The following is a 15,149-nucleotide window of genomic DNA, read 5'->3' as shown; positions in this document are numbered from 1 at the left end:
TAATAAATAATTTTTTTAACTATTTATAATAAGGCTATAGTTTTTAATCACTTAATAGTTCCAATAAAAATTTATTCATTATGATGAAGTTTAATTTGTATTTTGATACATATTTTTATTATTTAAGTTAAAGCAAAACAGCCACTTATGCTAAGCTAAATATAAATAATAGATGAGGATAACTATATGAAAAATATACCAAATGGAACCCAAGTCATTCATCATCTAAATTATGAAGAACAAGTATTTTATAAAGAAGAGAATGGAAACTTACTATTTTGGAATGAGAGTAAATGGGAAAAAGCCCTGATAGAAAGTATTGAGATGATGATCATTAAAGATTTTGAATTAACTGATCTAAGAAACTAAAAGACTATCCTGAAGGGGACGTTTTAAGATAGATCAATTTATAGCTGTAGCCCTGCCAATACAGGTGATTGAGCAGGGTTTATCATTTCTAATGTACTGAATTTATTTAATTTATCTGAAACTCAAGTTAAGTTAACCTATATTCTAGCTCAGGTAGACTTTTATAAAAGATATTAGTTAAGCTTTTGATTATATACCGATATTCTTCAAGATAAATGCGATAGTTGAATTTTAAAAACTCAACAAATTAAAAAATGGATATTCTTTCTGTAAATAATTAAACTAGTTGGTCCGCTATTTGATCTGTTCTAATTTGGGCTTTAGCTTAAAATATCTCTGACTACTTTTTCTCTCCTGTACTGTAATTTTATTAAGCCTAGCTTGTTCAAGGTATAAGTTGGGGGAGCTAAGCAGGCCATTAATTAAGTGTTATCAGGTTTTAAAGTAGATCTAAAGATGAATAGCTTAGTAAATAAGTTGAAAGTGAGGTTGGAAATTTGAGTCAAAATACCGTAATCAGAGAGCTATTTGATCGGCCAATCGAACAAAAAATTTGGGTCGCGCCAATGGCAGGGGTGACAGATCGACCATTTAGAACCTTATGTAAATACTTTGGTGCAGGCCATGCTGTTAGCGAAATGATGACAGCTGATAAGACACTGAGGATGAGTAAAAAGAGTTTATATCGGGCTAATTTTGATGGTGAATTAGCTCCAATTTCTGCCCAGATAGCAGGATCTGATCCAGAACAACTGGCTGAAGCAGCACGTTATCAGATTGCTAATGGTGCTCAGATTATTGATATTAATATGGGATGTCCGGCAAAAAAAGTTTGTAATAAACTTGCAGGCTCTGCTTTATTACAGGATGAAGAACTGGTTGCGCGTATTTTAGATACCGTAGTTGCCGCAGTTGATGTGCCAGTTACCCTTAAAACTCGTTTGGGGTATTTAAATGGTCAAGAAAATATTCTGCGTGTGGCGAAGCGGGCAGAAGAGGCTGGTATTGCGGCACTGGCTTTACACGGTCGGACTCGTGAAGACATGTATTTAAATCATGCACGTTATGATTTGATTCGTGAAGTTAAAAAAATTATTCATATCCCAGTAATTGCTAATGGCGATATCGATAGTCCTGAAAAAGCCAAATTTGTATTGGAACATACAGGCGCCGATGCGATCATGATTGGGCGTGCAGCACAGGGGCGTCCATGGATATTTCGGGAAATTGCCCATTATTTAAATACTGGAGAATACCTAAAAGCCCCTGATATTGAAGAGGTAAAACATGTATTGCTTGGGCATTTAAATGAGCTCTATGAATTTTATGGTGAGTATTCTGGCTGCCGTATCGCCCGTAAACATATAGCTTGGTATACCAAGGGTTTATATGCCAGCAATGAGTTTCGTCAGAAAATGTATCAAGTAGAAAGTACGTTAGAGCAGGCAAAAGTAGTAGAAGCTTATTTTAACCAGTTATTGGCCCAAGGACGTTTAATGAGTGATGTACAGCAGGAAACTGTTAACCTGCTTGATCCTTAAGCCAAAAAGAAGCTAGGCATGAATATTGTCTTGCTCTAGCGTCCGGTTAAAAACTGTTAATCTGAATTTGAATGAGTGGCCTGATTAATTTCAAGATTTAGCAGGTTAATCAGGTCAACAGCATTTAGCTGTCGAATCTGGGCAGCATTACTGCCGGCCCAGAATGCCCCATACTCATAGTGGCCCTGTTTGGATGCAATTTGATGTAGCTGTTTTGCAATATCATAAACATATGGATAGGCGGGTAGACTTGGCCGCTGAACCAGATCAACTTCGGTATGCCATGCATTAATCAGGCCGCGTGCCGGGCGTCCTGAAATAGTTGAGGTAATTTGAGTAAGAGGCCGGTTAAATAAAGCTTCGCGATAGGCTGCATTGGCATTTGAGCTTGGACATTGCACGAAGGCAGTTCCTAACTGTACAGCTTGAGCACCAAGTGCAAGACATTGCTGTGCCTGGCGGCCGTTCATGATTCCGCCCGCTGCTACGACTGGTAAATCAAGATATTGTAAAATTAAGCGTACCAAATCAGTCGTTTTAATGGCGCTGTCACGATGCGGGTTAAAACAGCCACGATGTCCACCGGCCTCTACCCCTTGAGCAATAATGACATCAATCCCTGCTTCTGCAATTGCTTTTGCTTCCGCCAGATTGGTTGCAGAAACCATGGTTAAAATCTTTGCTTTTTTAAGTGCTTCAATTTGATGTGGGTGTGGAATACCAAAATGAAAACTGACGGCTGCTGGGCAAGTCTCTAAAACAAGATTGAGATAATCATCTGAGTCCTTAAAGCTTGGATAGATATTTTTTAACTCGTTAGGTGCAGAGGCATCAAATTTTCTAAAGTGCGGTTCTAGATATTCAATCCATTCTTGTGCAGTATCCTGATCCAGTATTTTAGAGCGATGACAAAAAAAATTAAGCTGAAAGGGCTGTCGGGTTAGCTGTTGTGTTTTTAAAATCTGTTCACGTGCCTGTGCAACTGTATTGGCTCCTAGGCCTAATGAGCCCAAAGCTCCGGCATTAGAGACTTCAGCCGCCAGCTCGGGTGTACTTACACCTGCCATAGGCGCCAAGAAAATAGAGTGTTTCAAGCCAAGTCTTTCGATCAGATTCATATTCTTATTACCTAAATTTTATTTTAAGATTTACGTCAAACGCTCGAGAGATGCAACCAATATCCAATATTTTGTTAATAAATAGCGTAATTTCAGGCATGGCTGATTTCCTGATGCCTTTTTTATATGAAGGCAGAGCAAGCCATAAACTTGAGTTTCTCTATCATTACCAGATCGATTATATTCAAACTGAAATAGCCTAAGTTAAATTGATTTAACGACATGCCTTGTCGCAAAGAAATAAATGCAGGCTTTGCAGACGCAACAGACTAGTATAATTAATGATTATCTCTCTACATGGATGATCAGGTCTATGTCTGAACGTATTCGCGAGAAACTGCAAATTCTGGCTGATGCCGCCAAATATGATGTATCCTGCTCATCAAGTGGCAGTAATCGAAAAAATAAGGATAAAGGACTCGGAAATACCGGTTCCGGGATCTGTCATAGCTATACTGAAGACGGTCGTTGTGTCTCTCTGCTTAAAGTCTTATTTTCAAATATCTGTATTTACGACTGTGCTTACTGTGTTTCAAGGCGTTCAAATGATGTGAAACGTGCTGCCTTTACTGTGCAGGAAGTCGTAGATCTTACTATTAATTTTTATCGTCGTAACTATATTGAAGGCCTGTTTCTAAGTTCAGGGATTTTTAAATCGGCTGACCATACTATGGAACGTATGTTGCAGGTGGTTAAAAAGCTTCGGTTAGAAGAAAATTTTAATGGATATATACACTTAAAGACTATTCCAGGAGCTTCACCTGAACTGATTACAGAAGCTGGACTATATGCTGACCGGATGAGTATTAATCTGGAAATGCCAACAGCAGATGGACTACAAAAGTTTGCACCTGAGAAAAGTCACAGTGAGGTGCAGAAAGATCTGGGAATTGTCCGTGACCGGCTTATCCAGTTTAAGGATGAGCGTAAAATTATTAAAACAGTACCCAAATTTGTTCCGGCAGGTCAAACCACACAAATGGTTGTCGGGGCGCATCATGAAACTGATCAGGACGTGATTTTAATGGCAGACCGCCATTATAAAGAGTTTAAACTGAAGCGTGTCTATTATTCTGGTTATATTCCAATTAACTCTGAAGATCAGGCTTTACCTGCCATTGGATCAGCACCACCATTATTACGTGAAAACCGGTTATACCAGACTGACTGGCTCATGCGCTTTTATGAGTTCGATGCTCATGAACTGGTTGATGACGAACATCCGAACCTTGAACTGGATGTAGACCCAAAATTGGCTTGGGCACTACGTCATCCGGAACAGTTTCCGGTAGATATTAATACGGCTGAATATAGAATGATCTTGCGCGTGCCGGGTATTGGCGTACGTTCTGCAAGAAAGGTCATTCAGGCACGGCGCTTTGGCAGTATTCATATTGATCAGCTTAAACGCATGGGGATTGCTTATAATCGGGCCCAGCACTTTATTCGCTGTGCAGATACACCCAAATTTATCAAAGAAATGTTGCCGAGCCAGATCAGGCAGCAGATTCTGCTGGCCGGCCAGTCCAAATATAATGCACAGCTCTCTCCACAATTAGGACTAGGCTTTTAAGTGGCCCAGTATGTTTTTGATGGCAGTATGACCGGACTGCTAAGCTGTGTTTTCCGGGCTTTTCAATTTAAAGAGTTTGCAGTAAAAATTAGTATACAAGGGCGCTTCCAGTCGGGACTGTTTGATGAGGTGATTCATGTAAGTGCAAATGATGAACATGCACAACGTGTATGGAATGCTTTAAAAATTAAAGTTGAACATACGAGCCTGAAAAATTTTTATTACACTTTTTTATCTGAACAGGAACAGGCATTTCAGCAGCTCTTTGAATTTTGTATATATGTATTTCAGTCTGCTTTACCCGTAGACTACAACTATGGTCATGCTGCGGTATTGGGTCTTTCCCAATGGACCAAGCAGGTAGGGCGTGAGAAGCACCGCATGGAAGCTTTTGTCCGCTTCAAAAAAGCCAAGAATGGTCTTTTCATTGCGCTGGTACGGCCAGACTTTAATGTATTGCCTCTAATTGAACGGCATTTTAAGGACCGTTATCAGGACCAGTCTTGGCTGATTTATGATGAGAAAAGGAATTATGGAATTTATTATGATTTAAAACAGGTCCATCAGGTGCATATGCAGGTAGAACAAGTGGACCAGACATCACATACTGGGTTTAGTCAGAAATTTACAGTGGAACTGGATGATGATGAATTGCTTTATGACCAGCTCTGGAAAGACTATTTTTGTGCTATTAATATTGAAGCTCGACGTAATATAAAACTGCATATACAGTATGTTCCTAAACGTTATTGGCGTTATATGAATGAGAAAATATTGTTCGAAGACTCATTTTTGCAAAAGAGATGAGAAAAATTGCATAATCGAATAAAGTAACGCACAGTATTAAGCTTAGAGTTAATGATGAAATTCTTCCATGTTGTTTTAATTTCTTTATCTCTTGTTTTGCTGGGAGCATGCGCAGAAAAACGGCCTGATGATTTCCATAGTACGCCAGCTGATTATCGGGTAAATAGTGCAGTAGAACTGCAAACCCAAATAGATCATCTTAACCAGGAACTGCAGCAGCAATTCTTAACTTTCAAATCTCAATATTCTGATGCGTTTTCTGATCCCAAGGCTGAGCTGGATGTTCATAATTTGCATACATTAAACGAGCATCTGGTGAGCCGGTTTGCGTTGAAGAATGCAAAAAATGGTTACTGCAACATGATGAACAGCTATTTCGTGAAGATGTTTCAAATTGGACACCAGAATCTCAATCTGGTTGAACATCTTAAACTTGAACATCTACCTGCTCATGAAAATCTGAAAGAAATTTTTGCTCAACCCGAAAATTTCTATCAGTTTATTATTAATCGTTATACCAGCTATCGACAAGTGCAAGAGACCATGAATTATGGCTGTAACCTAAAAGGTGCTCTCGAGCCGTAAATAAAAAACCCATCATATCGATGGGTTTTTTATTTAGCAGCTGGTCAATTTTTCTGGTTGGGGTGCTTCGTCTGGAAAGAAGACAGGACGTAGTTTTACACCAATAGTATTACCTAAGAAGGCAAAGACCAGCCATAACCATCCATGTAAACTACCTGAAGCAATCCCACTGAAATAAGCACCAATGTTGCAGCCATATGCCAAGCGGGCACCATAGCCCAGTAAGATACCGCCCAGAACTGCAGCCAGCAGTGAACGACGCGGTATGTTGAAGTTAGGAGCAAACTTACCGGCCAGACTCGCAGCCAGCAATGCACCCAGCATGATACCGAAGTTCATCATGGAAGTTACATCAAACCAGAGTGGTTCAGTAAGGGCTTTAGCATTGGCAGGTTGTTGCCAATATGCCCATGAGGCGACATCTATACCACCCAGACTAGCTATTTTGGCAGCCCATACAGCTAAAGCCGAGGTTACTCCCCAAGGCCTGCCAGCCAAGGCCAATGTGGCAAAGTTCAGTAAGGTCAATAAAATCCCGCCCCAAACCAGTGGCCAGGGACCACGTAAAAAGCGTTTCCAGCCAAGCTCGGATGAGGTAGAGCCGATTTCTAATGCACCATGGCGCTTTTTCTCAAAATAAACAGTTGCCAGCGCGATGACTGCAAAGAGAGCAAAGTTTAAAAGTAAAGCAGGTATTACCCCCAAACTTTTAACAACAGAGACAGGCGCCAAGTGCGGCAGGTTAAACCACCAGTCCAGATGCAAGGTTGCCAACAGGGAACCCAGACAGAAAAATATCAGGGTAACCACCATGCGGGCACTACCGCCACCGACCGTATAAAGCGTTCCAGATGCGCAACCACCACCTAGTTGCATGCCTATGCCGAAAATAAAAGCACCAATCACAACCGAAGTGGAAAGTGGAGACACAAAACCGGTTACCGGCTGACCAAACAGCTGGCCAGCTCCTAAAGCAGGAAAAAACAGTAATACAGCCAGTGCCAGCATGATCATTTGCGCACGCAAACCACGACCTCGACGCTCCTTGATAAAAACGCGCCAGCTGGAAGTGAAGCCAAAGGATGCATGGTAGAGTGTCATCCCTAATGCTCCACCAATGAGAAGCAGCAGGGCTTGATTCAAGCCAACAATCTGGTATGCACTCATTGCGCCAATTAACAGCAGCAGCAAAGCGACCCAGACCGTAACTTGAGAACGATTGGATTTTTCAGCAACAAGATTCATGGGAGAAAAATAATACGAAGAGAATGAGTCTATTTTAACTTATTTTGATGCCTTAATTATTATGTAAATCTATAAAATATATAATATATAACTGAGAATAAGTGATAAGTTATAGTAGTTAAACTGATACAAAAGTCTGAACTAAAAACAGAAATTTTAATTATTTCTCTCTGTATGCAAACCTGATGAAATAAATAAACAATACACATAGTTTAAGTATCAGATCAATGTCAGAAAAGATAAAATATATTAAAGATAAAAAAATGCACTATAGATGTATTAAATAATGAAGGAAAAGAAAATGGATATTATTCCAGCCGAGCACGCAAAACTATGGACTTTAGAAGCGGGTCTGACTATAACGGTAGTACGAGACAAGCTTAATGATCTGATTGAACAGGCAGCCAGACAGGGGAATACTGTTATATTCATGATTTTACCTAAATACATTGCACTTGAAGACATACATGCCCTCTCAGCAGAGCTGCATGAAATAGGTTATCAGGTCAGGTTTGGACTCGAAGAGAGCTATTATTATTTCAATATCCATTGGCATTAAAACTAAAACAGGCTCCTGAAGAGCCTGCCTTTTAAAACAAAGATTTTTAGACCGATGTCATGCCACCTTCATGCTTGACTTCAAGATGTTCAGGCAGATGTGGATTGGTTAATGCAAAGGCTTCTTTTAACTGCATATCAAAGTTATCTGTAAGCATACTGTCAAAACGCTTGGCATTATAACGGATAAGCTGTTCAGCTTCTTCATCAGTAATAAAGCCCTTGCTGACCGCATCTTCTACATGCTCTTCAAAAGTTAAACCGACAAACTGTCCCTTGGATTCAGCTTTTTTAAATCTGTCCCAAAGCGGTTCAATCTGTAGCAGCATTTTAAAGGTAGATTCCAGTCGGCCATTTACATCATCTTCTCGGACATTATAGTAAACATGAGCTTTTAGTTGTTCGCGGAAGGGATTTTCCATCATAATCCACTGAGCCACCTGTTGTTTGAGCTTATCATTTGGTTTGGCTACAGGACGACCAAAGGGAAAGCAGACCATTTTAACCAGCCCGGCTGCTGCAGGCACTGGGAAATTGGCAAATAGTCCATCAAAAGCCTCTTGTATCTGATAAAACGCTTTTTCCAGAGCCAGTTGTGCATGATCCTGTTCAGCTTCAGTCCTATTGCCACGTTCATAATATTTTAAAATAGAAGTCGCAATGAATAGATAGGAGTGGATATCAGCCAGACGGCCAGACAGCATTTCTTTGCGTTTGATATCACCAGCAAGTAAACCCAAAGACATATCGGCAGTTAAGGCAAAGCAGGCACTAAAACGGTTAACCAGCTTATAGTACGGTAGAGTAAAATCATCGGCTGTAAAAGCTGCACGTGAAGAACCCCCTGTAAATGCGTAGGCCAATGCCCGTGCACCCCGGTTTAAGGTATAGCCTAAGTGATGATAAAGCATTTCATTAAACTTGTTTAAGGCACCAGTCTTATCTGGAGATTGCAACAGCTGTAATTCTTCAAACAGATAAGGATGGCAACGCATTGAGCCCTGTCCAAAAATCATTAGGGAGCGGGTTAGAATATTTGCCCCCTCTACAGTAATGGATACAGGAACTGCCTGATACTGTAGAGCCAAAAAGTTGCGGGGTCCAAGTTGAATTGCACGACCACCGACTACGTCCATGCCATGATTGACTACTTTACGCATGGTTTCTGTTGCATAATGTTTTGCCATTGCCGTCATGACAGCTGGCGTGCCACCCTGGTTCAAACCACAGGTGACCATATAACGGAAAGCTTCCAGCATATAGGCATCACTGGCAATATCACTCGTCGCTTCCTGTACACCTTCAAACTTCCCGACTGAAAGTTTAAACTGCTGACGAATACGGGCAAAAGCACCGACAGTCAGGTAACACATTTCGCCTGCTGCGGTAGAGAGGGCAGGCAGAGAAATACCACGGCCAACTCCCAAGCATTCCATCAGCATGCGCCAGCCTTTACCTGCATTTTTGGGTCCGCCGATAATCCAGTCAATTGGGATGAATACATCCTTACCATCGACTGTACCATTCATAAAAGGTGAGCCCGGATAATGGCGCGGTCCAATTTCTATACCGGGATGGCTGGCTGGAATCAGGGCACAGGTAATTCCATATTCATTTTTGTTTTTATCACCAAGCAATCCGTCTGGATCAAACAGCTTAAAAGCCAGACCGACCACAGTTGCAATGGGTGCTAGAGTAATCCAGCGTTTGGAAAAATTCATTTTTAAGCCGAGTACCTGCTCACCGTCATACTCGTCATAGCAAACTACACCGGTATCAGGGATAGCACCGGCATCAGAACCTGCTTCCGGGCTGGTCAGACCAAAACATGGAATTTCAGTACCATTAGCTAACCCTGGTAAATAACGTTCCTTCTGCTCTTCAGTGCCGTAGTGCATTAACAGTTCACCTGGCCCAAGTGAGTTAGGTACCATACAGCTTACTGCCGCCGTCATGGAGCGTGAAGCAATTTTGCTCATAATCCGGCTTTGTGCAAAAGCCGTAAATTCCAGACCACCATAAATTTTAGGTATAATTAGACCTAAAAAGCCTTTCTCTTTAATAAACTGCCAAACGTGTTCTGGCAGGTCTTTATCATGATGATGAATTTGCCATTCATCTAGCATGTCACAAAGTTGTTCGACTTCATGGTCAAGGAAAGATTGTTCTTCTTCAGATAGATGCGGATAAGGATAACGGTCAAACTGATCCCAGTCTGGCGCGCCCATAAACAGTTCTTTTTCCCACCAGCTGGTACCGGCCTCTAATGCTTCGCGTTCGGTTGTGCTAATACTCGGCATTGCATTACTTAACCGGTCAAAAGCCGGACGTGTGATGAGGTTCATACGTAATGAATCAACAAGTAACACTAGGCTAAGTAGAATTAGCGGTATCCCCAAAATTAAAGACCAAGGACTGATCAAAGCTGTAATAATGACAGCTCCGATCATCGTTATGGCACCCGTAACTCTGGATAACCCATAAAAAAATATGGCCCATATGGTAAACAGCTGTAGCAAAATACTCAGAATAAATAACATAAAATCACTCCTCTAAATCATTACATCTGATGTGTAAAAACGACCAGCAGGAATCAACAGTTACGAAGTCATCATTTTTCTGTTTATATCACTTGAGGTTTTTTCAGTGAGTCAGTGCAATTATTTTTAATTAGATTAAAATATTTAACCTGCTGTATTAATCCTTTTAAAGCCATATAAACTCAACCATAAATAGTTAAATTTTTGTCACCAAAAGTATAAAAATACTTCTAAATAAAAGACTATATAATTGATAGAAATGTATTTATTTGATGGTTTGGTACCTATAAAACCTGAAGATATATTTGAAATGAGGTTACATAAAATATGTTAGAGCCATACAGAGACTGACACTTTATGTAATGAATAATTTTTGAACATATTATAGAAATAAATATAGATCAAAAAATAGGAGAACTATTATGTCACGTGGAGATAAGTCAGCTTATACAGAAAAACAGAAACGGCAGGCTCAGCATATTGAAGAAAGTGAAAAAGAGCGCGGGCATTCAGAGGATGAGGCAGAACGGATTGCTTGGGCTACTGTAAATAAACAGGACGGTGGTGGCAAAAAGAAATCGGATTAACAGCCAACAGATTATAAAATTAGTAAAAAGGCCCTCACTAGAGGGCCTTTTTAGAGCTTAAAACAATTAGGCTTCAATCGTTTGAACTGCAATTTTTTTTGCTGGATCTGTTTTACGACGCACTTCAGGAACCGGTTCACCATAATACTGACGATCTGCAAAATAGCTTGAACGTACCATAGGTGCTGACCAGATATTTCTAAAGCCAAGCTTACGGCCATGTTCAGCATAACGCTCAAATTCTTCTGGCGTGACGAATCGGTCAATCGGTGCATGCTGTTTGGAAGGCTGTAGATACTGACCAATAGTGACATAATCTACATCATGCGCACGAAGGTCATCTAGAAGAGCAATTACTTCCTCTTCTTTTTCACCAATACCCACCATTAGCCCACATTTAGTTGGAATATCAGGGCAGTATTCTTTAAACATTTTTAACAGGTTTAAAGAGTGCTGATAATCTGAACCCGGGCGCATTGCCTTATATAAACGTGGCACAGTTTCAATATTATGGTTAAACACATCCGGCGGGCATTCAGTCATAATACGTAGTGCAATATCCAGACGGCCACGAAAATCTGGAACCAGAATTTCAAGTAACGTATTTGGACTAAGCTGACGTGCTTCTTTAATACAGTCAACAAAATGCTGTGCGCCGCCGTCAAGTAAGTCATCACGGTCAACTGAAGTGATAACTGCATATTTTAGACCCAAATTTGCAATTGTTTCTGCCATATGGCGTGGCTCATCTGCATCTAATGCATTTGGACGGCCGTGAGCAACATCACAAAATGGACAGCGTCGGGTACAGATGTCACCCATAATCATAAAGGTTGCTGTACCGCCACCAAAGCATTCTGGCAGGTTCGGGCAGGCAGCCTCTTCACATACAGTATGCAGTTTTTGTGAACGTAAAGTTGTTTTGATACGTTGAACTTCTTCTGGTGCAGTCATCTTCACCCGGATCCAGTCCGGTTTACGAGGCACTTCAACCGTAGGTACAACTTTTACAGGTATTCTAGCGACCTTTTCTGCGCCACGAAGTTTAATACCCTGTTCTGGTTTACGGTTTTCAGACATATTCAACTTTTCCACTGTTTGAGGAGAGATCAGATTGACAGGCTTCTTATTATAACGGACTTAACTTTAAATAGGAAAAAAACGCTATTCATTTAAAAAATGTAGCCATCACATAATATAGGTGGGGGAAATACAGCAAATTCATCAGGATTACGTCATAATATAGGCAAGATAAGAGATAACGTTTTCATGTAAGGAGCTTTGAATGCCACGTAAGAAAGAGGTCGTTAGTGGGAATTTCGTTAAATATGATGCGGTAGTTCTCGGTTCTGGACCTGCGGGTGAAGGCGCGGCAATGAAGCTGGCGAAAGCAGGTAAGCGTGTAGCTATTGTTGATATGCGTGAGCAGCTCGGTGGTAACTGTACGCATGTCGGTACTATTCCAAGCAAAGCTTTACGTCAAACTGTATCGAGTATTATCCGTTATCAGCGTGATCCGATGTTTAAAAAAGTGGGAGACTGGAAACAGTTCACCATGAAACAAGTGCTACGCAATGCACATAAAGTGATTCAGCAACAGGTCGATACCCATTCACGCTTTTATGACCGTAATAAAATTGATATTTATCATGGGCGTGCCTATATACAGGACAAAAATACCGTTTTAATCTTCAGCGATGATGGTATTAAGGAAACGCTGGTATTCAAACAACTGGTGATCGCAACAGGTAGCCGCCCGTATCATCCGGCTGGACTCGATTTTAATCATCCACGTGTATTTGATTCAGATAAAATTCTGGATCTTGATTTTGCTATTCAAAAAATCATTATTTATGGTGCTGGTGTAATTGGTTGTGAATATGCCTCTATTTTTATTGGACTGGATCATAAAGTTGACCTGATCAATACACAGCATAAACTGCTCAGTTATCTGGATGATGAAATTGCCGATGCATTATCTTACCATTTGCGTGAACAAGGCGTACTGATCCGTCATAATGAACAGATTGATTATCTGGAAACTTATGATGATCACGTGGTATTGCACCTGCAGAGTGGCAAGAAAATCAAGGCAGATGCTATTTTATGGTGTAATGGCCGTTCCGGTAACACAGATGGACTTGGTCTGGAAAATGTTGGCCTTACACCAAATAGCCGCGGACAGCTTGCGGTCAATGATCAGTACCAGACTGAAGTTGAAAATATTTATGCTGCGGGCGATGTGGTAGGCTGGCCATCACTGGCTTCAGCAGCATACGACCAAGGGCGTTGTGCTGGTGCCAATATGAGTGGCGAGCTCAATGTAAAACCGGTAAAAGATATTCCAACCGGTATTTATACCATTCCAGAAATTTCTTTCTTCGGCAAAACCGAGCAGGAACTCACCGAAGAGAAAATTCCTTATGAAGTAGGGCAGGCTTCTTTTCGTCATCTGGCACGTGCACAGATTACTGGTGACACTGTCGGTGAACTAAAACTTCTATTTCATCGTGACACTCTGGAACTTTTGGGAGTCCACTGTTTCGGTAATAATGCTTCTGAAATTATTCACATTGGTCAGGCAGTCATGCAAAGTCCAAACAACACTTTAAAGTATTTTATAGAAACAACGTTTAACTACCCGACTATGGCGGAAGCTTATCGTGTAGCTGCATTAAATGGTCTTAACCGTTTATTCTAAAATGTTGTATATAAAAACGCCCATCAACTGATGGGCGTTTTTATAGATTTTTTCATAGATTAGGCCATCTTTAAATGACAGTTCTATGAAAGGTTTATGATGATTTAATAACATTCAATCTTGAAAACTTTTAAGTAAATGCTTGCTGTGAGTCAATGTGCACAGAAAGCCTGATTAAAATATTCAAAAAGCTGTGGTGTATTGCTCCACAAATAAAAAGCCAGAACAAATAGAAGTACAATACTAATAGCAATCATAATATTCAGGCTGTCAAACGATTTAGTCATGAACTACGGCCTCTTCATTAACAAAAAAATGTACAAATACTCCGAGCACACTTAAGACAATTGCGGTTAGCCATACTGCATTGTAATTGCCTGCAATATCATGATTGACGCCACCCAGCCAACCACCGAAAAAAGAACCAATCTGATGGGTGAAAAACACGATACCACTTAGCATGCTCAAGTATTTTACTCCGAACATGTTTGCAACAATACCATTAGTCAGTGGGACTGTAGATAACCACAAGATTCCCATTACCATACCAAAAATATAGACACTAATCGTGGTTAAGGGAAGAGCCAGAAATGCAATAATGGCAATACCGCGAATACCGTATAGCAGCATTAAAAGCTTAGGTTTAGAATAACGATCACCTAACCAGCCGGCACCGTAGGTTCCAATAATATTAAATAATCCAACTAAGGCTAAAAAGATAGTGCCGGTCGTGGCGTCAAAGCCATGATCGATCAAATAACCTGGCAGATGTACGCCCAGAAAGACTACCTGAAAACCACAGACCAGAAAACCAAGAGCCAGCCACCAGAAGGGTCGATGTTTTCTAACAATGTGTAAGACCTGCTTAAAAGTAAGAGCGGGCTTTAAAGCCTCACTGATTACTTTGGGTGACTGGTAATGGGGAGCCTTAAGCATCCATGCCAGCGGAATAATGAAAGCCACTAGAACAGCACAGACCATAAGTGCAGCAGACCAGCCTATACTTTTAAGCAGCAGCAAAGTAGCAGGCAACATAATGAATTGGCCAAATGAACCCGCCGCACTGGCAATTCCCATGGCCATACTGCGTTTTTCTGGAGGAGCGGCCCGACCAACGGCTGAAAGGAGTACAGAAAACGAAGTAGCTGACAAGGCAAAACCTAAAATCAAGCCTACACTTAAATTAAGAAGTAAGCCTGTTGAGCTGAAAGCCATAAGAACTAGGCCAGCGGTGTATAATGCACCTCCAAGGGCCACAACAATTTTACTTCCATATTTATCTGCAAGGGCACCTGTAAAAGGTTGAACTGCTCCCCAGATCAAGTTTTGCATGGCAATCGCTAGACTAAAAACATGATGTCCCCATCCAAACTCATGGCTCATTGGTACAAGATATAAACCAAATGAATGCCGCACCCCTAGTGATAAAGCCAGAATGAAAGCACTGGCAATGAGCATATATATAAGCGGTTTGGAGAATTGTGTGGTTAACATATAACGTCCATGGAATGATCGCACGAGACTA

At 40.8% G+C, this 15,149-nt stretch carries 14 protein-coding genes; 8 read left to right on the top strand and 6 right to left on the bottom strand.

What is annotated here, in order from left to right:
- Positions 1–186: 186 nt before the first annotated feature.
- Together AC0VYT_RS09410 and dusB are read left to right on the top strand one after the other, a co-directional pair.
- A complete protein-coding gene (locus AC0VYT_RS09410) occupies positions 187–369 on the top strand; it encodes a hypothetical protein (RefSeq protein WP_005019410.1) in 183 nt (60 codons plus the stop codon).
- Positions 370–935: 566 nt separating this feature from the next.
- On the top strand, positions 936–1,910 hold the full coding sequence (gene dusB, locus AC0VYT_RS09405; RefSeq protein WP_050762827.1) for a tRNA dihydrouridine synthase DusB: 975 nt from the start codon (positions 936–938) through the stop codon (positions 1,908–1,910).
- Between the two features lie 56 nt (positions 1,911–1,966).
- Here the strand turns inward: dusB and AC0VYT_RS09400 are convergent, their stop codons facing one another.
- Positions 1,967–3,028, bottom strand: a complete 1,062-nt coding sequence (locus tag AC0VYT_RS09400; RefSeq protein WP_005019413.1) for an NAD(P)H-dependent flavin oxidoreductase — start codon at positions 3,026–3,028, stop codon at positions 1,967–1,969.
- A 313-nt stretch (positions 3,029–3,341) separates the two neighbouring features.
- Between AC0VYT_RS09400 and AC0VYT_RS09395 the strand changes: the two genes are divergently transcribed.
- The 3 genes from AC0VYT_RS09395 to AC0VYT_RS09385 are packed head-to-tail and all read left to right on the top strand — an operon-like array spanning position 3,342 to position 5,993.
- Positions 3,342–4,601: a putative DNA modification/repair radical SAM protein gene (locus tag AC0VYT_RS09395; protein WP_005019414.1), complete on the top strand. Its 1,260-nt coding sequence runs from the start codon at positions 3,342–3,344 to the stop codon at positions 4,599–4,601.
- Positions 4,602–5,408: a TIGR03915 family putative DNA repair protein gene (locus tag AC0VYT_RS09390; RefSeq protein ID WP_005019416.1), complete on the top strand. Its 807-nt coding sequence runs from the start codon at positions 4,602–4,604 to the stop codon at positions 5,406–5,408.
- Between the two features lie 54 nt (positions 5,409–5,462).
- Complete coding sequence (locus AC0VYT_RS09385) at positions 5,463–5,993, top strand: hypothetical protein (protein WP_005019418.1); 531 nt, start codon at positions 5,463–5,465, stop codon at positions 5,991–5,993.
- 33 nt (positions 5,994–6,026) lie between these two features.
- Here the strand turns inward: AC0VYT_RS09385 and AC0VYT_RS09380 are convergent, their stop codons facing one another.
- A complete protein-coding gene (locus tag AC0VYT_RS09380; RefSeq protein ID WP_005019419.1) occupies positions 6,027–7,238 on the bottom strand; it encodes a YeeE/YedE family protein in 1,212 nt (403 codons plus the stop codon).
- A gap of 301 nt (positions 7,239–7,539) precedes the next feature.
- Here AC0VYT_RS09380 and AC0VYT_RS09375 point away from each other — a divergent pair, with 301 nt between their 5' ends.
- On the top strand, positions 7,540–7,797 hold the full coding sequence (locus AC0VYT_RS09375) for a hypothetical protein (protein ID WP_005019420.1): 258 nt from the start codon (positions 7,540–7,542) through the stop codon (positions 7,795–7,797).
- Between the two features lie 46 nt (positions 7,798–7,843).
- Here AC0VYT_RS09375 and AC0VYT_RS09370 read toward each other — a convergent pair whose 3' ends face one another.
- On the bottom strand, positions 7,844–10,336 hold the full coding sequence (locus tag AC0VYT_RS09370) for an acyl-CoA dehydrogenase (protein ID WP_005019421.1): 2,493 nt from the start codon (positions 10,334–10,336) through the stop codon (positions 7,844–7,846).
- 422 nt (positions 10,337–10,758) lie between these two features.
- Between AC0VYT_RS09370 and AC0VYT_RS09365 the strand changes: the two genes are divergently transcribed.
- A complete protein-coding gene (locus AC0VYT_RS09365) occupies positions 10,759–10,923 on the top strand; it encodes a hypothetical protein (protein ID WP_005019422.1) in 165 nt (54 codons plus the stop codon).
- 66 nt (positions 10,924–10,989) lie between these two features.
- Here the strand turns inward: AC0VYT_RS09365 and lipA are convergent, their stop codons facing one another.
- Positions 10,990–12,003 (bottom strand): lipoyl synthase, encoded by a 1,014-nt coding sequence (lipA, locus tag AC0VYT_RS09360; protein ID WP_005019423.1) that lies wholly within the window; start codon positions 12,001–12,003, stop codon positions 10,990–10,992.
- A gap of 205 nt (positions 12,004–12,208) precedes the next feature.
- Here lipA and sthA point away from each other — a divergent pair, with 205 nt between their 5' ends.
- Positions 12,209–13,624 carry a Si-specific NAD(P)(+) transhydrogenase gene (sthA, locus tag AC0VYT_RS09355; protein ID WP_005019425.1) on the top strand — a complete coding sequence of 472 codons (1,416 nt, stop codon included), beginning with the start codon at positions 12,209–12,211 and terminating at the stop codon, positions 13,622–13,624.
- A gap of 152 nt (positions 13,625–13,776) precedes the next feature.
- Here the strand turns inward: sthA and AC0VYT_RS09350 are convergent, their stop codons facing one another.
- Both AC0VYT_RS09350 and AC0VYT_RS09345 read right to left on the bottom strand, forming a co-directional pair.
- Positions 13,777–13,911 (bottom strand): hypothetical protein, encoded by a 135-nt coding sequence (locus AC0VYT_RS09350; protein ID WP_005019426.1) that lies wholly within the window; start codon positions 13,909–13,911, stop codon positions 13,777–13,779.
- Positions 13,904–15,118 carry an MFS transporter gene (locus tag AC0VYT_RS09345; protein WP_005019427.1) on the bottom strand — a complete coding sequence of 405 codons (1,215 nt, stop codon included), beginning with the start codon at positions 15,116–15,118 and terminating at the stop codon, positions 13,904–13,906. Before AC0VYT_RS09345 ends, AC0VYT_RS09350 begins: the two co-directional genes overlap by 8 nt.
- Between the last annotated feature and the right edge of the window lie 31 nt (positions 15,119–15,149).

The sequence above is a fragment of the Acinetobacter sp. QJM3NY_42 genome (genome assembly GCF_056173745.1).
This window is presented reverse-complemented; position numbering and strand designations above follow the sequence as displayed.

Coding starts and splice junctions, on each gene's coding strand:
- AC0VYT_RS09410 (WP_005019410.1), top strand. CDS start 187: ATGAAAAATATACCAAATGGAACCCAAGTCATTCATCATCTAAATTAT.
- dusB (WP_050762827.1), top strand. CDS start 936: ATGGCAGGGGTGACAGATCGACCATTTAGAACCTTATGTAAATACTTT.
- AC0VYT_RS09400 (WP_005019413.1), bottom strand. CDS start 3,028: ATGAATCTGATCGAAAGACTTGGCTTGAAACACTCTATTTTCTTGGCG.
- AC0VYT_RS09395 (WP_005019414.1), top strand. CDS start 3,342: ATGTCTGAACGTATTCGCGAGAAACTGCAAATTCTGGCTGATGCCGCC.
- AC0VYT_RS09385 (WP_005019418.1), top strand. CDS start 5,463: ATGAAATTCTTCCATGTTGTTTTAATTTCTTTATCTCTTGTTTTGCTG.
- AC0VYT_RS09380 (WP_005019419.1), bottom strand. CDS start 7,238: ATGAATCTTGTTGCTGAAAAATCCAATCGTTCTCAAGTTACGGTCTGG.
- AC0VYT_RS09375 (WP_005019420.1), top strand. CDS start 7,540: ATGGATATTATTCCAGCCGAGCACGCAAAACTATGGACTTTAGAAGCG.
- AC0VYT_RS09370 (WP_005019421.1), bottom strand. CDS start 10,336: ATGTTATTTATTCTGAGTATTTTGCTACAGCTGTTTACCATATGGGCC.
- AC0VYT_RS09365 (WP_005019422.1), top strand. CDS start 10,759: ATGTCACGTGGAGATAAGTCAGCTTATACAGAAAAACAGAAACGGCAG.
- lipA (WP_005019423.1), bottom strand. CDS start 12,003: ATGTCTGAAAACCGTAAACCAGAACAGGGTATTAAACTTCGTGGCGCA.
- sthA (WP_005019425.1), top strand. CDS start 12,209: ATGCCACGTAAGAAAGAGGTCGTTAGTGGGAATTTCGTTAAATATGAT.
- AC0VYT_RS09350 (WP_005019426.1), bottom strand. CDS start 13,911: ATGACTAAATCGTTTGACAGCCTGAATATTATGATTGCTATTAGTATT.
- AC0VYT_RS09345 (WP_005019427.1), bottom strand. CDS start 15,118: ATGTTAACCACACAATTCTCCAAACCGCTTATATATATGCTCATTGCC.